We start from the raw sequence: 19633 nt of genomic DNA, 5'->3' as shown, positions 1-19633 counted from the left end.
GCGGGTGACTTCCGCTCCCCCGATCCCAGTGTCCGACGCCGTCGACGCGCTCAACCGCGTCTTCGGCTATCCGGAGTTCCGTGGTCAGCAGCGCGAGATCGTCGAGCACGTGATCGGCGGCGGCGACGCGCTCGTGCTGATGCCGACCGGCGGCGGCAAGTCGCTGTGCTATCAGATCCCGGCGCTGGTCCGGCCCGGCACCGGCGTGGTCATCTCGCCGCTGATCGCGCTGATGCAGGACCAGGTCGACGCGCTGCGCACGCTCGGCGTCCGGGCCGGCTTCCTCAACTCGACGCAGGACTACGACGAGCGCCGCCTGGTCGAGGCCGAGTTCGTCGGCGGCGAGCTGGACCTGCTCTACGTCGCGCCGGAAGGGCTCGGCACCCCCGGCGTGCAGCGGCTGCTCGACCGCGGCGACATCTCGCTGTTCGCGATCGACGAGGCGCACTGCGTCGCCCAGTGGGGCCACGACTTCCGGCCCGACTATCTCTCCCTGTCGATGCTGCACGAGCGCTGGCCGGACGTGCCGCGGATCGCGCTGACCGCCACCGCGACCACCGCCACCCGCGACGAGATCGCCGAGCGCCTGCGGCTCAACGACGCCCGGCACTTCACCGCGAGCTTCGACCGCCCCAACATCCAGTACCGGATCGTCGGCAAGAACGAGCCGAAACGGCAGCTGCTCGAGCTGCTCCGCACCGAGCACGCCGGGGACGCCGGCATCGTCTACTGCCTCTCCCGGGCCTCGGTGGAGAAACACGCCGAGTTCCTGTCCGCCAACGGCATCCCCGCGCTGCCCTACCACGCCGGCCTCAGCGCCCAGACCCGGTACGAGAACCAGTCCCGGTTCCTCCGGGAGGACGGCCTGGTCATGGTCGCCACCATCGCCTTCGGCATGGGCATCGACAAACCCGACGTGCGCTTCGTCGCCCATCTGGACCTGCCGAAGTCCGTCGAGGGCTACTACCAGGAGACCGGCCGCGCCGGCCGGGACGGCCTGCCCTCGACCGCCTGGCTCTCCTACGGGCTGCAGGACGTGGTCCAGCTGCGCAAGATGATCGACAGCTCGGACGGGGACCTCAACTACCGCCGCAACGCCAACCGGCACCTGGACGCGATGCTCGCGCTGTGCGAGACGGTCACCTGCCGGCGCACCCGGCTGCTGGCCTACTTCGATCAGGAGGCGCCGGCCACCCGGTGCGGCAACTGCGACACCTGCCTGACCCCGCCGGAGTCCTGGGACGGCACGGTGCCCGCGCAGAAACTGCTCTCCACGGTGTTCCGGCTGAAGAAGGAGCGCAACCAGAAGTTCGGCGCCGGCCAGTCCATCGACATCCTGCTCGGCAAGCGCACCGACAAGGTCACCCAGTTCCGGCACGACGAGCTGAGCGTCTTCGGGATCGGCGCCGACCTGCGGGACACCGAGTGGCGCGGGGTGGTCCGGCAACTGCTGGCCGGGGGCTACCTGGCGGTCGAGGGGGAATACAGCACGCTGGTCCTCACCGAGACCAGCGGTGTGGTGCTGCGCGGCGAGGTGACCCTGATGATGCGCCGCGAGATCCCGACCCAGCGGCTCCGCGGCGGCGGCTCGGCGTCGTCGTCCTCGCGGTCGCGCACGCCGGCGGCGGCGCCCGCCGACTTCCCGGCCGAGGCCGAGCCGCTCTTCGAGAGCCTGCGGGCGTGGCGGGCCTCGGTCGCCAAGGAGCAGGCCATCCCGCCTTACGTGATCTTCCACGACAAGACGTTGCGGGCGATCGCGACGCTGGAGCCGTCGTCCCTCGACCAGTTGGGCACGGTGAGCGGCGTCGGCCAGAGCAAACTCACCAAGTTCGGCGCCGACGTGCTCGCCGTGGTCCGCGGCGAGACCCCGCCCTCAGCCCTCCCCGACCCTGACCTCGGCCCGGACCCGGAGCCCGACCTCATCCCCGACGCCGACCTCTGAGCCGGCCGCGGCCCCGACCTCTGAGCTGAACCCGACCTCATCCCCGACGCCGACCTCTGAGCCGGCCGCGGCCCCGACCTCTGAGCTGAACCCGGCCTCATCCCCGACGCCGACCTCTGAGCTGATCCCGACCTGGTCCCCGACCCCGGCCTCGACAGCGGCCTCCAAGCCGATGCCGAGGCCGGAGGCCGCTTCGGAAGGCGCGCACCGGCCGCTCGCCGGTCAGCCGGCAGGGCGGCCGGGGGTCAAAACGCAGGCCGGTCGCTCACTGCCCGACCGGGGCGAGAGCGACCGGCGTGCTGAGGTGATCCGCTGCCGCCAACGGTGCGGGTTGTCAGGCGGCGACCACGTTGACCATCCACGGGACGCCGAACTTGTCGGCGAGCTGGCCGAACTCGTCGCCCCACATCTGCTTCTCGAAGGGGACGTGGACGGTGCCGCCGTCGGCCAGCTTCTCCCAGAAGTCGCGGAGGTTGTCGCCGGCGTCGCCGCTGAGGCTCACCGTGTTCGTGTTGCCGGGGGTGTACGGCATGCCCGGCGGGGTGTCCGACGCCATCAGCGTGTAACCCTGCGGGGTCTCCAGCATCGCGTGCATCACTTTGTCCTTGATCGACTCGTCCGGCGCGCCGAACTCGCCGAACGTGTTGACCCGGAGCTCACCGCCGAAGACCGACCGGTAGAACTCCATCGCCTCACGGGCGTTGCCGTTGAACGTCAGGTACGGATTGAGTCGGGACGTCATCGCAGGCTCCCTTGCCATCGAAACGCTGTCCTCCGGACGCTAAACCCACCCTCCGACATTTTCGACCCGATCCGGCACCCTTACCCGGACGAGACAACGACACCGGCGGCCGGGAGCGCCGCAGCGCCGCCAGTCGGCAGGCCGTTCGCGTGGTCCTTCTGAACCGCGACCACCCACGGACATCGCCCCGTAGGGTTTCGCGTCCTGGGCGCGCCAGCGCCCTGCGAAGCCCGGAGGGGTCCCCGCGGGAGCGACGATCAGTTATTGGCCGCAGCCGAGGCAATAGAGTATTTGATCTTGGTTTGACCTGGAGAAATGCCGAGGGATCCCGTCCGCGCGGTGGGTGCCGTCGATGCGGACGGGATCCCTCGGGCGGGCACCCGCCGCCACCTCGTTGTGGTGGCGGGGCCGCGTCGTGGTGGCGGGCCGCGTCGTGGTGGCGGGCCGCGACGGCGACGGCTGCGGGACGGCTGCGGAACAGCGTCACCGGGTCGGCGTCGCCGCCGGCTCGTCAGCGGTGGTCGGAGCCTTCCGACTCGACCGCGGCCCGGCCCGCCTCCAGCCGGGCGATCGGGACCCGGAACGGCGAGCAGGACACGTAGTCCAGGCCGACCTCGTGGAAGAAGTGCACCGAGTCCGGGTCGCCGCCGTGTTCGCCGCAGACGCCCAGCTTGAGGCCGGGGCGGGCGGCGCGGCCCTCCTCGGCGGCGATCCGGACGAGCCGGCCGACGCCCTCGGTGTCGATCGACTCGAACGGGCTGATGCCGAAGATGCCGAGTTCGAGGTAGCGCCAGAAGAACGCGCCCTCCACGTCGTCGCGGGAGAAACCCCAGCCCATCTGGGTGAGGTCGTTGGTGCCGAAGGAGAAGAACTCGGCGGCCTCGGCGATCTGGCCGGCGGTCAGCGCGGCCCGCGGCACCTCGATCATGGTGCCGATCACCACCGTGACGCCGGAGTCCCCGGCCACCTCGGCGATGATCTTCTCGGCCTCGGCGCGGACCGTCTCCAGCTCCTGGACGGCCCCGACCAGCGGCACCATGATCTCCGGCCGTGGGTTGCCGCCCTCGGCGGCGAGCGCGACCGCGGCTTCCGCGATGGCCCGCACCTGCATCGCGAAGAGTCCGGGAATGACCAGGCCGAGACGGACCCCGCGCAGGCCGAGCATCGGGTTCTGCTCGTGCATCCGGCGCACCGCGGCCAGCATCTTCACGTCCTGCTCGACCTGCTGGCCCTGCTCGTGGGCGACCGCGACCTTGACCGCGAGCTCCTCCAGGGACGGCAGGAACTCGTGCAGCGGCGGGTCGATCAGCCGGATGGTGACCGGCAGCCCGTTCATCTCGCGCAGGATGTCCAGGAAGTCCGCGCGCTGCAGCGGCTGCAGGGCGGCCAGGGCGTCGGCGCGGTCCGTGTCGGTGCGCGCCAGGATCAGGCGTTCGACCAGCTCACGGCGGTCGCCGAGGAACATGTGCTCGGTCCGGCACAGCCCGATGCCCTGGGCGCCGAAGCGCCGCGCGCGGGCCGCGTCGGCGCCGGTGTCGGCGTTGGTCCGGACCCGGAGGCGCCGCTTCCCGTCGGCGTGCGTGAGGATCCGGTGCACCGCCGCGACCAGCGGATCGTTGGCGCGTGCCGGATCCAGGTCGCCCTCGAAGTACTGCACCACCTCGCTGGGCCGGACCGGCACCTCGCCCAGGTAGACCCGGCCGGTGGTGCCGTCGATGGAGATGACGTCGCCCTCGTTGACCGTCGTCCCGCCGACGGTGAACGCGGACGCGGTCACCGACACCTCGTCGGCACCGCAGACGCAGGTCTTTCCCATCCCGCGGGCCACCACGGCGGCGTGCGACGTCTTGCCGCCACGACTGGTCAGGATGCCCTGGGCGGCGATCATGCCGGGCAGGTCGTCCGGGTTGGTCTCGCGGCGGACCAGGATCACCGACTTCCCCTCGGCGGCGGCCGCGACCGCGTGCTCGGAGGTGAAGACCACCTCGCCGGCGGCCGCGCCCGGGGACGCCCCGATGCCGCGGGTGACCGATTCCGGCGATCCGGCGAGGTCGAAGCGCGGGAACATCAGCTGGCCCAGCTGGGCGCCGGTGACCCGGATCAGCGCCTCGTCCAGGTCGATCACGCCCTCGTCGACCAGTTGCGCGGCGATCGTGAACGCGGCGGCCGCGGTCCGCTTGCCGACCCGGGTCTGCAACATCCACAGCTTGCCGCGCTCGATGGTGAACTCGATGTCGCACAGGTCGCGGTAGTGCCCCTCGAGCGTCGCCATGATCCGCAGCAGCTCGTCGTAGCTGCGCTTGTCCAGCTTCTCCAGCTCGGCCAGAGCGAGCGTGTTACGGATGCCGGCGACCACGTCCTCGCCCTGCGCGTTGGCCAGGTAGTCGCCGTAGATACCCTGCTCACCGCTGGCCGGGTCGCGGGTGAACGCGACGCCGGTGCCGGAGTCGTTGCCCAGGTTGCCGAAGACCATCGCGACCACGTTGACCGCGGTGCCCAGGTCGGCCGGGATGCGCTCCTGCCGGCGGTAGAGCACCGCGCGGTCCGCGTTCCAGGACCGGAAGACCGCCTCGACGGCGAGGTCCAGCTGCTCGCGCGGGTCCTGCGGGAAGTCGTGCCCGGTGTGCTTCACGAACACCTTCTTGTACGCCGCGACCAGCGCCCGCAGGTCGTCGGCGTCCAGCTGGACGTCGTCCTTGACGCCCTTGACCGTCTTCGCCTCGTGCAGCGCGTCCTCGAACTCGGCGCCGGGCACGTCGCACACGGTCTTGCCGAACATCTGGATCAGCCGGCGGTACGAGTCCCAGGCGAACCGGTCGTTGCCGCCGGCCTGCCGGGACAGCCCGGCCACCGACGCGTCGTTGAGCCCGACGTTGAGAACGGTCTCCATCATCCCCGGCATCGAGAACTTCGCGCCGGACCGCACCGAGACCAGCAGCGGGTCGTCCGGGTCGCCGAGCCGGCGGCCGATCGCCTGCTCCAGCGTGGCGAGATGCGCGTCGATCTCGCCGGGCAGCCCGTCGACGTGCGTGCCGTTGCGCAGGAACTCCTGGCACGCCTCGGTGGTGATGGTGAAACCGGGAGGAACGGGGAGGCCGAGGTTCGTCATCTCCGCGAGATTGGCGCCCTTGCCACCCAGCAGGTCTTTGAGGTCCTTGTTGCCTTCGTGGAAGTCGTAGACGAACTTCATGCCGCACCCACCTCCGCCTAATAATCCGCGGCTGAACTAGTTCAGTGCCCCGGGATTCGTAAGGCTAAGCACGGGTGTGGTGAATAGTTAACAGTCCGGTGGCTTTTTCCACACCGGATCGGGCACGCGTGTTCAGATCGCGCTCTCTTCGCGCAACTGTGCGCATCACCGGGCGTCGACACCGGGTGCACACAATAAAGACGCCGCTGCGAATTCCACGGGGGAAGAACTCGCAACGGCGCACCGCGAACATTAGACCAAGCCCGACCGGCTGTCTATCCCACCCGCTGCACGACCGAGCCGACCAGCTTCTTCCAGTCGGTCTCGAAGCCCGCGGCGGGCTCCGACTTGTCCAGTTGGTAGATCGCGTAGGTGTCCACAAGGACCACGTTGCGGGTACTCACGATCGCCACCGCGGTGTCCGCGGCGCCCGGGTGGGTGGCCTCGTACTTCTTGTGGCGGACCAGCACGAACCCGGTCCAGCCGCCCTCGCTGAGCTCGCGCACCTCGACCGTCTCGGTGTACGCCGGCTCGGACTTGTCCGAGGTGACCGTCGCCGGGACGCTGACCGTCGGGGCACAGCCGTCGGCCACCGCGCGCAGCAGGGCCTGCCCGGCCGACGCGGCCTTGTCGTCCGGATAGACCAGGGCGAGCTGCTCCAGTGTCTGGGCGCCGGTCTCGCCCTCGTCGGCGAAGGACGAGGACACCGTGTCGGCGCCGGGCGGCAGGGCCGGGGCGGGCGCGGCGCCGCCGCAGAAGCTGACCATCTGCTGCGGATCGGCACTGGCCTCGGGCGTGGTCCAGGTCGGGCCGATGTCGGCGGCCTGCAGGAAGGCGCCCCGCATGGTGGTCACGTCGATCCGGCCGGCGTCCTGCTTGTCGTCGGTGCAGCCGGCCACCGCGAGCAGGGCGAAAGCGGCGGCGACGGCGACCCGGAGAGGTCTGGCGGGCACGAACATCGGGCCATCTTGGCAGACTTCGGCCGCCACGCGAAAAGGTTGTCCACAGCATCGACTCCGCGTGATGCCGTGCCCACCCAGGGCTGTGGAAAACCGGGCTCCGGGGACGGTCGGCCGGTCGGCGGACCGGACCGGCCGTCCACCGGTCCGCGGTCGGCCGTCGCGTTCGGCGACGATCACCGCTAGCGTGATGGCAGGCGTCAGCGAGGAGGCCTGTGATGACCGGCATCGATGCATTGGCGGCTCGTCTGCGGGCTGATCTCGGCCCGGATCGGGTCCTGACCGACCGGCAGCAGCTGCGGACCTACGAGTGCGACGGCCTCGCCCACTACAAGGTCATCCCCGCCCTGGTCACCCTGCCGGCCACCGCCGCGCACGTCGCCGCGGTGGTCCGGGCCTGCGCGGAGACCGGCACCCCGTTCGTCGCCCGCGGCTCCGGCACCGGGCTGTCCGGCGGCGCCCTCCCGCACGCCGACGGCGTGCTGATCGTGACGTCACAGCTGCGCGAGATCCTCGACGTGCGGCCCGACGACGAGCGGGCCGTGGTGCAGCCCGGCGTGATCAACCTGCAGGTCACCAAGGCCGCCACGCCGTACGGCTACTACTACGCGCCGGACCCGTCCAGCCAGCAGATCTGCTCGATCGGCGGCAACGTCGCGGAGAACTCGGGCGGTGCCCACTGCCTGAAATACGGCTTCACCACCAACCACGTGACCGGCCTCGAGGTGGTCACGCCGGACGGCGAGCGGGTCCGGCTGGGCGGTGCCGCGCCCGACGCGCCGGGCTACGACCTGCTCGGCGCGTTCGTCGGCTCGGAGGGCACGCTCGGGGTCGCCACCGAGGTGACCGTCAAGCTGACCCGGCTGCCCGAGACCGTGCGCACGCTGCTGGCCGGGTTCGCCTCGACCGACCAGGCCGGCGCCGCCACCTCGGCGATCATCGCGGCCGGGGTGGTGCCGGCCGCGATCGAGATGATGGACGCGCTGGCCATCGAGGCCGCCGAGGCCGCCGTGAAGTGCGGGTACCCGGCCGGCGCCGGCGCGGTGCTGATCGTCGAGCTGGACGGCCCGGCCGCCGAGGTGGCGGCACAGTTCGACGAGGTCAGCGCGCTCTGCGCGGAGCACGGCGCGTTCGAGACCCGGGTCGCCGCCGACGACGAGGAGCGGGCGCTGATCTGGCGCGGGCGCAAGTCGGCGTTCGCCGCGGTCGGCCGGATCAGCCCCGACTACATCGTGCAGGACGGCGTGATCCCGCGGACCGCGCTGCCGGTCGTGCTGCGCCGCATCGGCGAGGTCGCGGCCGAGCACGGCGTCCGGGTGGCGAACGTGTTCCACGCCGGCGACGGGAACCTGCATCCGCTGGTGCTCTTCGACGACGCGGTGCCGGGCCAGGCCACCCGGGCCGAGACGGTGTCCGCGGCGATCCTCGACCTGTGCATCGAGCACGGCGGGTCGATCACCGGGGAGCACGGCGTCGGGATCGACAAGGCGAAGTACATGCCGCGGATGTTCAGCGCCGACGACCTGGACACGATGCAGCTGGTGCGCTGCGCGTTCGACCCGGACGGGATCGCCAACCCGGGCAAGGTCTTCCCCACGCCACGCCTCTGCGGCGAGCGCCCCGGCCGCCACCGGGGCGCGCATCCGTTGCACGCCACCGACGTGGCGGAGATCTTCTGATGGGGGTGCTCGACGAGCTGACCCGGCCGGCCGGGGCGGCGGACGTGGTCTGCGGGGTGCCGGCCCGGCTGGTGGCCGCGCCGCGCGACACCGCGGAGGCGGCCGCCCTGATCCGGGCCGCGCGCGGCCTGGCCGTCGTGATCCGCGGCGGCGGGACCAAGCTGGACTGGGGGCCGCCGCCGCGCGAGCTGGATCTGATCATCGACACGCGGTGGCTGACCGGGGTCGTCGAGCACGCCGCCGGGGACCTGATCACCGTGGTCCGGGCCGGCACGCCGATGGCCGAGCTGCACGGCCTGCCCGGGCAGCAGCTCGCGCTGGACGCGCCGGCCGCGGCGACGGCCGGCGGCACGGTCGCCGCGAACGCGTCCGGTCCGCGGCGGCTGCGCTACGGCACGGCCCGCGACCTGCTGATCGGGATCACCGTGATCCGTCCGGACGCGACGATCACCAGGGCCGGCGGCAAGGTGGTCAAGAACGTCGCCGGCTACGACCTGGGCAAGCTCTACACCGGCGCCTTCGGCACCCTCGGGCTGATCACCGAGTGCGTCTTCCGGTTGCATCCGGTGCCGGCCGCTTCCGTTTTCGTACGTGCGGTGGCCCCGCCCCTGCACGCCGCCAAGGTCCTGGCCGGCCGGTTCGCGGCCAGCGCCTGCGAGGTGAACGCGGCGCCCGGCGCCGAGCCCGAGCTCGCCGTGCTGCTCGAGGGCACCCCGGCCGGGGTCGCCGAGCGGGCCGCCGCGATCGCCGAGCTGCTGGGCGGCGAGGTGTCGTCCGGCGCCCCGCCGTGGTGGGACGTGCCGCCCTGGCCCACCGGCGGCGTCGGCATCAAGCTGACCGGCGCGTTGTCACAGGTCCCGGCGCTGGTGGCGACCGCGGTCGGGACCGGGGCGACGGTGCGGGGCTCGGCCGGGTCCGGGGTGCTCTACGCGGGCTTTCCCGCCGCCCCGCCGGGCGCCCCGGCAGCCGACGGCACGGTCGAGGCCGGGCGCGCGGTCGAGCTGCTGCGGGCCGCGGCCACCCGGGCCGGCGGGCACGCGGTGGTGCTGACCGCGCCGGCCGGGGTGCGGGAGACCCTCGACATGTGGGGGCCGGTGCCCGGGCTGGCGCTGATGCGGCGGGTCAAGGAGCAGTTCGATCCGGAGCGCCGGTTCGCTCCGGGCCGTTTCGTGGGAGGCATCTGATGGCCGACGTCGACGCCACCCGGGGCACCGGGCCGGCCCCGCGCCCGGACGCGCTGCGGGCCGCGGAGAACGGCGCGTTCGACGACCAGCACCCGCCGCGGGCGGATCTCGTGTCGGACTGCGTGCACTGCGGGTTCTGCCTGACCACCTGCCCGACCTACGTGCTGTGGGGCGAGGAGATGGACTCGCCGCGCGGCCGGATCCATCTGATCGCCCAGGGTCTGGAGGGTGAGCCGCTCAGCGAGTCGATGGTCGGCCACTTCGACAACTGCCTGGGCTGCATGGCGTGCGTGACCGCGTGCCCGTCCGGGGTGCGGTACGACCGGCTGATCGAGGACACCCGCGCGCAGGTCGAGCGGCGGCATCCGCGCGGGGCCCGGGACCGGGCGTTGCGGGCGGCCATCTTCGCGGTGTTCCCGTACCCCCGGCGGCTCCGCTTGTTGCGGGGGCCGTTGTGGGCGTACCAGAGATCGGGTCTGCAGCGGCTCGTCGCGCGCACCGGTCTGCTCGATCGGCTCGCGCCCACCCTGGCCACGCTGGACTCGCTAGCGCCACGGCTGCGCGGGGTGCCCCGGCCGCCGCGGCGGGTCGCCGCCCGGGGCGCCCGGCGGGCCGTGGTCGGGATGCTGACCGGGTGCGTGCAGTCCGCGTTCTTCCCGGAGGTCAACTCCGCGACGGTCCGGATCCTCGCCGCCGAGGGGTGTGAGGTGCTGATCCCGTCCGGTCAGGGCTGCTGCGGGGCGCTGAGCGTGCACAACGGTCGCCGGGCCGAGGCGGAGGGCTTCGCGCGGCGGCTGATCGACACCTTCGAGCGGACCGGGATGGACTGGTTCGTGGTCAACGCGGCCGGCTGCGGGTCCTCGCTGAAGGAGTACGGGGAGCTGCTCGCCGACGATCCGGCGTATGCCGCGCGGGCCGCCGCGTTCGCGGCGAAGGTCCGTGACCTGGCGGAGCTTCTCGTCGAGCTCGGCCCGGTCGCCGAGCGGCATCCGCTGCCGATCACGGTGGCCTATCACGACGCCTGTCATCTCGGGCACGCCCAGGGCGTCCGGGCGCAGCCGCGGGCGCTGCTGCGCGGGATCCCGGGCCTGGAGGTGCGGGAGATCGCCGAGGCGGAGATCTGCTGCGGTTCGGCCGGGGTGTGGAACGTGCTGAACCCGGAACCGGCCGCCGAGCTGGGCGACCGCAAGGCCGCCGCGGTCCTGGACACCGGGGCGGCGCTGCTGGTCACGGCGAATCCGGGCTGCCTGATGCAGGTCGCGGCGGCGGTCCGGCGCCGGGGCGGGGAGATCGCGCTGGCGCACACCGCCCAGGTGCTGGACGCCTCCCTCCGGAATCTGGGCGCGGACGTTCTCACCGATCGCCGGGGTTGACTCTGCCCCTGGGGCAGGGTCGAGGCTCACTCCATGACATCAACGGGAGTGAGTCGAGTGATGATCTCGGCAGGCGGCAGGTCGGCGGTGGATTCCGGGGCGCCCTGGGCGAGCGGGGTGGTGGCGATCTCGGCGTACACCTCGGCGAAGGCCTGGAACAGGGCCGGGGTGAGGCCGGCGCCGCCCTGAGTGGCGGCGATCTCGCGCATCTCGTCGACGTAGCGCGCGGCCTTCGTGGCGGAGCGGGCGATGCCGGCCGTGCCGGGCAGGCCGGTGCGGGCCAGGTCGGCCAGCACCGGCTCCAGCACACCGTGCCGGCCGGCGGTGCGCAGGGCCTGGGTGAGCAGGGCGTTCAAACCCTTGTAGACACTGGCCGTGCACATCTTCAGCGCGCTGGCGGTGCCGATCTCCGGGCCGAGCACGACCGGCACGACCTGATCGTCCCAGGGCAGGGCGGCGACGGCGGCGGCCCGCGGTCCGGACAGGTAGAGGTGGGCGCCGGGCTCGGTGGTCGGCGGCGGCCCGGAGATCGAGCCGTCCACGACGGGGAGGCCGTCGAGGGCCGTCGCGATCGCGGCCATGGTCTCCGGCGAGACGGCGTTGAGGTCCGCGACGATCGGGCCGGCGCCGGTGACCCGGGCGGCCTCGGCGATGGCCCGGGCCGCGGCCGATGCCTGGCCGGGCGGGGTGACCGAGAGGATCACGTCGGCGGCGGCGACCACCTCGGCCAGGCTCGGCAGCGTCTCGAGGCCGGCCTCGGCGGCGAGCCGCCGGGTCCGCCCGGACCGGCCGGCCACCGAGGTCACCACCCGGGCGCCCCCGGCGCGGAGGGCCCGGCCGAGCCCGGCGCCCATGAATCCGGCACTCACGATTCCCACGGTCGTCATCCCCCGATTCTGACCCAGCCCGCCGATTCTCAACGCCGAGTCATTGACGTACGTTGATGGGAGCGCTCCCACTCCGTCCCCAAGGAGGTAAATCCCCATGCAACGACGACAACTGGCCGTCCTCGCCAGTGTCTGCGCACTCCTCGCCGGCTCCCTGCTCGCGATCGCCACCAGGGCGAACGCGGCCGCCGGCTGCTCGGTGAAGTACACCGTCGCCAGCCAGTGGCCGGGCGGCTTCGGCGCCACGGTCGACGTCACGAACCTGGGCGACCCGGTCACGTCGTGGTCGCTGGTGTTCACGTTCCCGGCCGGGCAGACCATCACCCAGCTCTGGAACGGCTCGGTCACCCAGTCCGGCAGCACGGTGACCGTGCGCAACGCCGCCTGGAACGGTTCCGTCGCCACCGGCGGCACCGCGTCGGTCGGCTTCAACGGCTCCTGGACCGGCTCCAACCCGGCGCCCACGAGCTTCGCCCTGAACGGCGTGACCTGCAACGGAAGCACCACCAACCCGTCGTCACCCACGCCGTCGGCGTCGTCGTCGAGCCCGCCCGCCACCCAGAAGACCAAGATCATGGCGCTGGGTGACTCGATCACCGGCTCCCCCGGCTGCTGGCGCGCCCTGCTCTGGCAGAAACTTCCCGCCGACAAGGTCGACTTCGTCGGAACCCTGCCCGGACAGGGCTGCGGCTTCGACTACGACGGCGAGAACGAGGGGCACGGCGGCTACCTGGCCACCAACGTCGCCACCCAGAACCTGCTGGTCGGCTGGCTCGCCGCCACCGATCCGGACGTCGTCCTGATGCACTTCGGCACCAACGACGTGTGGAGCAACCTGCCCACCACCCAGATCCTCGCCGCCTTCACCACGCTCGTCGGCCAGATGCGCGCCAGCAACCCGGCGATGAAGATCCTGGTCGCGCAGATCATCCCGATGAACCCGTCCACCTGCACCGAGTGCGCGCAGCGCGTCGTCGCCCTGAACGCGGCCATCCCGGCCTGGGCCGCGAGCCTGACCACCACCGCGTCGCCGATCACCGTCGTCGACCAGTGGACCGGCTTCGACACCGCCACCGACACCTACGACGGCGTCCACCCCAACGACGCCGGCAACGTCAAGATCGCCGCCAAGTGGTACCCGCCCCTGGCCGCCGCCCTCCCCTGACGGACCGGGCCCGGCCTCCGCGCCGGGCCCGCCCTTCCCCCCGCACCTACACAGATCAACACCATGCTTCGGTACGGGCGGAGCCGCGCCCGATCAGCGGTCGACCCGCATCTCGCCCAGTTCGGACCAGTCCTCCTGGTCCACCGACTGGCTGACGATCTTCGGGGTGGCCGCCAGGTGGCGCGGCAGGTCCTGCTGGGCCTGCTTGAAGTGCGCCGAACCGACGTGCCCGGCGCCGGCCGCATCGTCCCGGAATGCCTCGACCAGCACGTACTCGTGCGGATCATCGAGGCTGCGGGACCATGCGAACCACAGGCAGCCCGGCTCGGCCCGGGTCGCCTCGGTGAACGGCGCGGCGATCCGCGGCCAGTCGTCGGCGTACTCCGGCTTGATCAGGAACTTCGCGGTAATGAAGATCATCGCTGGGGCTTCCTTTCGCACCATCGGTCGACCGGGTTCCCTCATCATCGCCCCGGACGCAGGCTGAGGACATGCGAGGCAAAGGAGCCGGGCTGCTGCAATCCGTCGAGCGGGCGATGCGGGTCCTCGATCACGTCGCCGCGGCGGGCGGCCCGGTCCCGGCCCGGGATGCCGCGGTCGCGCTCGGCCTCACCCTCCCGACCACATACCACCTGCTCGCGACCCTGGTCCAGGCCGGCTACCTGGTCCATCTGAGCGACCAGAAGGCGTACGCCCTCGGCCATCGCGTCGACGACCTGGCCCGCGCCCTGCACCGGCAGATCGCCGCCCCGCCCGAGGTCCGCCGGGTCGCCGCGGTCGTCCACCGCCAAGCCCACGCCGCCGCCTACTACGCCGCCCTGCGCAACGCCGAGATGATCGTCGCCCACGTCGACGAGTGCCCGGTCCACCCCCGGATCCGCGTCCTGGACGTGGGCTTCCACGAAGCCCCGCACGCCACCGCCTTCGGCAAGCTGATGCTCGCGACCCTGACCCCGGCCGACCGCGACGAACTCCTCGACCGGACCGGCACCCCGGCGGTCACCCCGGCCACGGTCACCGACCGCGCCGTCCTGTTGCGCCAGCTGCGCCAGGTCCGCGGCACCGGCCTGGCCGTCGAGGTCAACGAGTTCCAGCCCGACCTGAGCTGCCTGGCCGCCCCGGTCAACGACGCCACCGGGCGGTTCATCGGCGCAGTCGCGGTCTCCCTGCCCACGTCCCGCATGCGGGCCGACCGCTGGACCGTCGAACGCGTGGTCCGCCTGGGCGCCGTCCGCGCCAGCCGGGCGGTGGCCCTCCAGTCCACCCTCCGCCCGGGCCCGCCCTGACATCTCAACGCTCACCACGCCACCGAAATCCGACCACGGCGCTACGACTGTGGCGCGGCGTCTCGGCAAAGACGCCGCGCCAGCTCGAGCGCCCGCTCAGGTCATGAGACGGGCGTGGTATCCGGGCCGTAGCGTGTCTCCAGCAGACCGCGGCAGAGCGTGGCGTTGCCGTCGACGCTGACCCGGACCGTCCGGGCGAATCGCAACCAGCCCGGCAGCCGGTCCTCGGACACCGGCGCGCCCCGGTCGTCGCAGATCGCAAAGCCGCTGACCAGGCCGAGACGCTCCCGTCGGCGCAGCACCGCGGCGGTCGCGGCCGGCGCGATCCGGGCCGCCTCGCCGACCGTGAGCCGGGAATGCAGATGCGGGCCGAGGGCCCGGGCAAGACGTTCCTGGGTTGCGACGTGCGCCTTCCGTTCAAACGTAGCTCGCAGCTCGGCCAGCTCCGGGTCGCCGCCGTCGGTGTCGAAGCCGGACGCGAAACTGCCTGCGGCGGCCACCCCGGCATTGATCTCCTCGGCGGCGAAGTGGTCGAGCAGCACCACGTCGACCCGGCCGACGCCGGGCAGGGCGACGAGGACGTCACGGGCGTCGGCGACCATCAGCCAGGCGAAATTCGGGGCGCAGAAGTAGGTGGGGAGGCGCAGCTCGACCCGTACCGAATAATCGTCGGCGAACCGCAAGTCGGAGACGAAGCCCAGCTCGGTGATGGGTTTGTCGAGTTCCGGGTCGAAGACGCGGCTCAGCGCCGCCCAGGCGGTTTCGCGGTCAGGTGTGGCCCTGTCGGGCCCCGCCCCACTTACCGCAGCGTCGGGCCCCGCCCCCGCCTCCGCCGCCGTGATGCCATGCGCCGCCCCCGCGATGACCGGTGATGTCATCGCGGTGCCGTCGCCACCGTCGGCCCCGACCCGATCCCCGGGCCGGACCCGCCGGGTCCTTCCGGGACCTCGAACTCGCCCGGAATCTTCAGGTCGTAGAGCCGCGCCGCGTTCAGCCCCAGGACCTTCTTCTTGATGTCGGTGGTGAGTACCCCGTACTCCCCCTGCATGTCCTCCGGTATCTGGAAGTCCACGAATTTCTCGATCAGCCACTTCGGCTGCCAGATCGCGTAGTCGCTGCCGAACACGATCCGGTTCTCGTCGAGCCAGTACAGCAGTTCTCCGATGATCTGGGCGAAGTATCTAGGCCGGCTGTGGATAAACGGCATGGCGACGGCGAGCCCGGCGTACACATTGGGTTCCTGGGTGGCGATCCAGCAGAAGTCGTCGAGGCGCGGCAGTCCCACGTGTTCGACGATGAAGTTCAGCGCCGGGAAGGCGGTGGCCGCGTCGTCGACGTCGGCCACGTCGAACGCGTCCCGGTTCATCGGGTAGACCGTCGGGCCCTTGTGCACGTGGATGTTGCGGATCCCCAGGTCCTGGCACTTCTGCAGGTACCGGTACGCCCACGGGTCGGAGAGCTTCCAGCCTTTGGAGTCGCCTTTCCATTCGGCGGTGTAGAGCTTGACGCCGCGCAGCTGCCAGCGTTCGTGGAGTCGTTCGAGGACGCCGAGGCCGGCTTCGCCGTCGCGCGGGTCGAAGCGGCCGTTGACGATGAACCGGCCGGGGTGGCGTTCGGCCATCTCGCCGTTCTGCTCGGTGGTGTTGAAGCCGTTGACGTACCAGTCGGTGAGGTAGGTGGACTGGAGGATCGCGATGTCGTCGTGCCCGGCCTCGAACAGGTCGTGGATCATGCGTTCTTCGGGGTAGCGCTCGAACTCCTCGAGGGTCCACTTGTACTCGTCGGGCGACAGGTTCGCGTGGTAGTCGTAGAAGCACTTGATGAAGCCTTCGCCGTACCGGTTGATCTGGTTCGCCGGGCTGCCGTCCCAGAAGTGCGTGTGGCCGTCGACGATGTAGTAGCTCTGCCCGTCCTTGCTGTACATGGGTGGCCCCTTAGGGGATGAGGATGCCGCGGCCGGTGAGCCGGCCGGTTTCCAGGTCGTCGATGGCCTCGTTGACCGCGCCGAGCGGGTATTCGCGGGTGTGCAGCGTGACGCGGCCCTGCGCGGCGAGGGTCATCAGCTCGTCCAGGTCGAGGTAGGAGCCGACCAGGTTGCCGATGATGCTGCGTTCGGTGGCGATCAGGTCGATGGTCGGGATGTTCACCGAGCCGCCGTAGCCGATCACGAAGTAGCTGCCGGCCCGCCGGGTCATCGCGAGGCCGGCCGCCTCGGCGCCCTGTTCGCCGACGAAGTCGAGCACCACGTGCGCGGTGTCGGTGAGGTCGGCGTTGGGCTCGGTGACCTCGTGGGCGCCGAGTTCGCGGGCGAGTTCCCGGGCGCGGGCGCTGGGGTCGACGACGACGACCCGGGTGGCGGTCATCGCGAGCAGGCACTGGATGCCGATGTGGCCGAGGCCGCCGGCGCCGATGACGACGCAGGTGGTGCCGGGGTGCAGCAGCGGGGCGGCTTTGCGGACGGCGTGGTAGGCGGTCAGTCCGGCGTCGGCGAGCGCCGCGACCGCTTTCGGTTCGAGGCCCGGCGCGAGGCGGACGACCGCGCGGGCGTTGGTGAGCAGCAGCTCGGCCATGCCGCCGTCGCTGTCGATGCCGGGGAATCGCGAGTTCTCGCAGTGCACGTCGTCGCCGCCGCGGCAGGCGCGGCACAGGCCGCACGTGGCGAGGGGGTGGAGGATCACCGCGTCGCCTGCGGCGACATTGGTGACGGCGTTGCCTACCTCGCGGACCCAGCCCGCATTCTCATGCCCGATGACGTACGGCAATGAGACGCCCGTCCGGTCCGCCCACTGTCCCTCCACGATGTGCAGGTCGGTACGGCACAGCCCCGCGGCGCCGATCTCGACGAGCACGTCGAACGGACCGGTCACCGCGGGTTCGGGCACCTCGTCGATCGAGGGCCGTTTGCCGTAGGCGTGCACCCGGACTGCCTTCATGAGTGTCTCCCTCGCGTCGTCCTCCGCCGGACTCTGCTCGGGAGATGACTCACTGTGGAAGCACGCGTTCAGACTGTGACAACGGGGCGGGTGAGATCGGGGCGTCGACGGCCGGGTCCTGGTGGGTGAGTTTGCTGGGCCACCACATCCACCGGCCGATGTCCAGGTTCAGGGCGGTGACCAGCACCGACCGGACGACCAGCGTGTCCAGCAGGACGCCGAAGGCGACCGCGAACCCGATCTCGGCGAACGCGACCAGTGGCAGGCTGCCGAGCGCCGCGAACGTGCCGGCCAGGACGACGCCGGCCGAGGTGATCACGCCGCCGGTGGCGGCCAGGCCGATCAGGGCGCCGCGGCGGGTGCCGTGTTCGCGGGCCTCCTCGCGGACCCGGGTCATCAGGAAGATGTTGTAGTCGATGCCGAGTGCGACCAGGAACACGAAGACGAACAGCGGGAACGCGGTGTCCTCGCCGCCGAAGCCGAAGACGTGCCGGAAGACCAGGGCGCTGACGCCGAGCGCGGCCGCGAAGGAGAGCACCACGGTCGCCATCAGGATGACCGGGGCGATCAGGGAGCGCAGCAGCACGGCGAGGATGACCAGCACGACGAGCAGCACGAGCGGGATGATCAGCCGGTTGTCGTGCTTGTTGGCCTCGTTGATGTCCAGGGCCAACGCGGTGGTCCCGCCGACCTTGGCGCCGGTGCCGCGCAGCGCGTCCCGGACGGCGATCACGGTGTCCTCGGCGGCCTGGCTGTCCGGTGCGGCCTGCAGCGTCCCCTCGTACTGGACCAGGCCGTTCTTCGTCACCGGGTCGGTGACCTCGCTGATCCCGGGGACGGCGGCGAACGCGGCCCGGACGGTGTCCCGCTGGGCGGCGCCGGCGATCACCACGACCGGGTCGCCCTGGCCGGCCGGGAAGTGCCGGCCGAGGACCTCGAGGCCGGCGACCGACGGCTGTTCGCTGGTGAACGAGTCCTTCTGGCTCAGTCCGTTCGCGTCGAGCTGGAGCAGGCCGAGCGCCATCGAGCCGAGCACCAGGGCGGTGCTGACCCAGACGATCCGCGGGCGGCGGGCGATCCGGCTGCCCACCCGCGCCCACAGGCCGGTCGCGGTCGGTTCGGGTGTGCCGTAGCGCGGGCGGACCGGCCAGAACAACCAGCGCCCGAAGATCACCAGCAGGGCCGGGAGCAGGGTCATCATGGCGAGCAGGCCGACCGCGACGCCGAGCGCGGCGACCGGGCCGAGGCCGCTGGTGGAGTTGACCTCGGCGAGCATCAGGCAGGACATGCCGATCGCGACGGTGGCGGCGCTCGCGATGATCGCCGGGCCGGCCCGGTGCAGGGCGAACATCATCGCGTCGTGCCGGTCGGCGTGCCGGCGCAGCTCTTCCCGGTAGCGCGCGACGAGCAGCAGCGCGTAGTCGGTGCCGGCGCCGAAGACCAGGACGGTCAGGATGCCGGCGCTCTGCGCGTTCACCACCAGGCCGGCGTGCGCGGCGAGCAGGTAGATCACGGCCTGGGCGGTGATCAGCGCGGCGCCCGCGGTGATGATCGGGAGAAGCCAGAGGACCGGGCTCCGGTACGTGACGAGCAGGATGATCGCCACCACGATCAGCGTGGTGTAGAGCAGGGTGCCGTCGATGCCCTCGAACGCACCGGCGGAGTCGGCGGCGACCCCGGCGGGACCGGTCATGTAGATGCCGAGGCCGTTCTCCCCCGTACCGGAAATGGTCTTGATCTGGCCGGCGACGTCGGCGATCTTGTCCCAGCCGTCGGCGTCGACCTTGATCGGCGCGATGACCTGCAGCGCGGCCTTGTCCGCGGACGGGACCGGGCCGATGATCTGGCCGGTGACGCCGGGCACCGCGGCGATCGCCTGGGCGTCGGCGGTGGCTTTCTGCTGGTCGGCGGGGGTGATGCCGCCGGCCCGCTCGTAGACCAGGATGGCCGGGATGAGGTCGTCCGGCTGGAACTGTTTCTGCAGCTCGGACACCTGGGTGGCCTCGGCGTCGCCGGGCAGCCAGGAGGCGTTGTCGTTCTTCTCGACCCCGCCGAGCTTGCCGGCGAGTGAACCGGCGAACACCAGCACCACGATCCACAGTGCCAGCACGATCCATTTCGTACGGCGGCCGCATACCAGCCGCGCGAAGGAACCCGTCGTCATCGCTTTTCCCCCCAAACGCGTGGACGGGCGGAGCGTAGGCACGTGGAGAGATCGAGATGAACCCCGCGCGGGCCAGATCAGGGATTCTTCAGGGGTGGCGTACGCCCGGCGGCTTACCGGGCCGGGCGT

Annotated in this window: 15 protein-coding genes; 6 read left to right on the top strand and 9 right to left on the bottom strand. The window is 71.7% G+C overall.

The annotated features are described in order from the left end of the window. The first annotated feature begins 4 nt into the window (after positions 1-4). Positions 5-1942: a DNA helicase RecQ gene (gene recQ, locus L3i22_RS14165; protein WP_221327427.1), complete on the top strand. Its 1938-nt coding sequence runs from the start codon at positions 5-7 to the stop codon at positions 1940-1942. Positions 1943-2276: 334 nt separating this feature from the next. Here recQ and L3i22_RS14160 read toward each other — a convergent pair whose 3' ends face one another. The 3 genes from L3i22_RS14160 to L3i22_RS14150 all read right to left on the bottom strand — a co-directional run bounded on the left by L3i22_RS14160 (position 2277) and on the right by L3i22_RS14150 (position 6833). After that, entirely contained in the window at positions 2277-2684 is a 408-nt protein-coding gene (locus tag L3i22_RS14160; protein WP_221327426.1) for a VOC family protein, read from the bottom strand. Between the two features lie 511 nt (positions 2685-3195). Then, positions 3196-5874 (bottom strand): pyruvate, phosphate dikinase, encoded by a 2679-nt coding sequence (ppdK, locus tag L3i22_RS14155; protein WP_221327425.1) that lies wholly within the window; start codon positions 5872-5874, stop codon positions 3196-3198. Positions 5875-6149: 275 nt separating this feature from the next. After that, complete coding sequence (locus tag L3i22_RS14150; RefSeq protein WP_221327424.1) at positions 6150-6833, bottom strand: hypothetical protein; 684 nt, start codon at positions 6831-6833, stop codon at positions 6150-6152. A 218-nt stretch (positions 6834-7051) separates the two neighbouring features. On the opposite strand from L3i22_RS14150, the gene L3i22_RS14145 reads away from it, so the two are divergent. The 3 genes from L3i22_RS14145 to L3i22_RS14135 are packed head-to-tail and all read left to right on the top strand — an operon-like array spanning position 7052 to position 11069. After that, the gene (locus L3i22_RS14145; RefSeq protein WP_221327423.1) at positions 7052-8512 is read left to right on the top strand and encodes an FAD-linked oxidase C-terminal domain-containing protein; all 1461 of its coding nucleotides are present in this window, start codon (positions 7052-7054) and stop codon (positions 8510-8512) included. Next, on the top strand, positions 8512-9696 hold the full coding sequence (locus L3i22_RS14140; protein ID WP_221327422.1) for an FAD-binding oxidoreductase: 1185 nt from the start codon (positions 8512-8514) through the stop codon (positions 9694-9696). Before L3i22_RS14145 ends, L3i22_RS14140 begins: the two co-directional genes overlap by 1 nt. Further along, the gene (locus tag L3i22_RS14135) at positions 9696-11069 is read left to right on the top strand and encodes a (Fe-S)-binding protein (RefSeq protein ID WP_221327421.1); all 1374 of its coding nucleotides are present in this window, start codon (positions 9696-9698) and stop codon (positions 11067-11069) included. Before L3i22_RS14140 ends, L3i22_RS14135 begins: the two co-directional genes overlap by 1 nt. A gap of 26 nt (positions 11070-11095) precedes the next feature. Here L3i22_RS14135 and L3i22_RS14130 read toward each other — a convergent pair whose 3' ends face one another. Then, complete coding sequence (locus L3i22_RS14130) at positions 11096-11956, bottom strand: NAD(P)-dependent oxidoreductase (protein ID WP_221327420.1); 861 nt, start codon at positions 11954-11956, stop codon at positions 11096-11098. A gap of 97 nt (positions 11957-12053) precedes the next feature. Here L3i22_RS14130 and L3i22_RS14125 point away from each other — a divergent pair, with 97 nt between their 5' ends. Then, on the top strand, positions 12054-13121 hold the full coding sequence (locus L3i22_RS14125; RefSeq protein ID WP_221327419.1) for a cellulose binding domain-containing protein: 1068 nt from the start codon (positions 12054-12056) through the stop codon (positions 13119-13121). A gap of 93 nt (positions 13122-13214) precedes the next feature. On the opposite strand, the gene L3i22_RS14120 is transcribed toward L3i22_RS14125, so the two are convergent. Continuing rightward, positions 13215-13541, bottom strand: a complete 327-nt coding sequence (locus tag L3i22_RS14120) for a putative quinol monooxygenase (protein WP_221327418.1) — start codon at positions 13539-13541, stop codon at positions 13215-13217. 71 nt (positions 13542-13612) lie between these two features. Between L3i22_RS14120 and L3i22_RS14115 the strand changes: the two genes are divergently transcribed. Then, a complete protein-coding gene (locus L3i22_RS14115; protein WP_221327417.1) occupies positions 13613-14407 on the top strand; it encodes an IclR family transcriptional regulator in 795 nt (264 codons plus the stop codon). Between the two features lie 101 nt (positions 14408-14508). Here the strand turns inward: L3i22_RS14115 and L3i22_RS14110 are convergent, their stop codons facing one another. The 4 genes from L3i22_RS14110 to L3i22_RS14095 are packed head-to-tail and all read right to left on the bottom strand — an operon-like array spanning position 14509 to position 19504. After that, the gene (locus tag L3i22_RS14110) at positions 14509-15285 is read right to left on the bottom strand and encodes an iron-sulfur cluster assembly protein (protein ID WP_221327416.1); all 777 of its coding nucleotides are present in this window, start codon (positions 15283-15285) and stop codon (positions 14509-14511) included. After that, complete coding sequence (locus tag L3i22_RS14105) at positions 15282-16331, bottom strand: amidohydrolase family protein (RefSeq protein WP_221327415.1); 1050 nt, start codon at positions 16329-16331, stop codon at positions 15282-15284. The genes L3i22_RS14110 and L3i22_RS14105 overlap by 4 nt, the downstream gene beginning before the upstream one ends. A 10-nt stretch (positions 16332-16341) precedes the next feature. Continuing rightward, entirely contained in the window at positions 16342-17340 is a 999-nt protein-coding gene (locus L3i22_RS14100) for an NAD(P)-dependent alcohol dehydrogenase (protein WP_221327414.1), read from the bottom strand. 49 nt (positions 17341-17389) lie between these two features. Then, entirely contained in the window at positions 17390-19504 is a 2115-nt protein-coding gene (locus L3i22_RS14095; protein ID WP_221327413.1) for an MMPL family transporter, read from the bottom strand. Between the last annotated feature and the right edge of the window lie 129 nt (positions 19505-19633).

Source organism: Actinoplanes sp. L3-i22 (genome assembly GCF_019704555.1).
Classification (GTDB): Bacteria; Actinomycetota; Actinomycetes; order Mycobacteriales; family Micromonosporaceae; genus Actinoplanes.
Note: the sequence above shows the minus strand (reverse complement) of the source record. Positions and strands in the feature narration are given on the sequence as shown.

Bases quoted from the DNA above. Each gene is read 5' to 3' on its own strand.
- L3i22_RS14100 (WP_221327414.1), bottom strand. From the start codon at position 17,340: ATGAAGGCAGTCCGGGTGCACGCCTACGGCAAACGGCCCTCGATCGAC.
- L3i22_RS14105 (WP_221327415.1), bottom strand. From the start codon at position 16,331: ATGTACAGCAAGGACGGGCAGAGCTACTACATCGTCGACGGCCACACG.
- L3i22_RS14150 (WP_221327424.1), bottom strand. From the start codon at position 6,833: ATGTTCGTGCCCGCCAGACCTCTCCGGGTCGCCGTCGCCGCCGCTTTC.
- L3i22_RS14110 (WP_221327416.1), bottom strand. From the start codon at position 15,285: ATGACATCACCGGTCATCGCGGGGGCGGCGCATGGCATCACGGCGGCG.
- L3i22_RS14130 (WP_221327420.1), bottom strand. From the start codon at position 11,956: ATGACGACCGTGGGAATCGTGAGTGCCGGATTCATGGGCGCCGGGCTC.
- L3i22_RS14135 (WP_221327421.1), top strand. From the start codon at position 9,696: ATGGCCGACGTCGACGCCACCCGGGGCACCGGGCCGGCCCCGCGCCCG.
- ppdK (WP_221327425.1), bottom strand. From the start codon at position 5,874: ATGAAGTTCGTCTACGACTTCCACGAAGGCAACAAGGACCTCAAAGAC.
- L3i22_RS14120 (WP_221327418.1), bottom strand. From the start codon at position 13,541: ATGATCTTCATTACCGCGAAGTTCCTGATCAAGCCGGAGTACGCCGAC.
- L3i22_RS14160 (WP_221327426.1), bottom strand. From the start codon at position 2,684: ATGACGTCCCGACTCAATCCGTACCTGACGTTCAACGGCAACGCCCGT.
- L3i22_RS14140 (WP_221327422.1), top strand. From the start codon at position 8,512: ATGGGGGTGCTCGACGAGCTGACCCGGCCGGCCGGGGCGGCGGACGTG.
- L3i22_RS14115 (WP_221327417.1), top strand. From the start codon at position 13,613: ATGCGAGGCAAAGGAGCCGGGCTGCTGCAATCCGTCGAGCGGGCGATG.
- L3i22_RS14125 (WP_221327419.1), top strand. From the start codon at position 12,054: ATGCAACGACGACAACTGGCCGTCCTCGCCAGTGTCTGCGCACTCCTC.
- L3i22_RS14095 (WP_221327413.1), bottom strand. From the start codon at position 19,504: ATGACGACGGGTTCCTTCGCGCGGCTGGTATGCGGCCGCCGTACGAAA.
- L3i22_RS14145 (WP_221327423.1), top strand. From the start codon at position 7,052: ATGACCGGCATCGATGCATTGGCGGCTCGTCTGCGGGCTGATCTCGGC.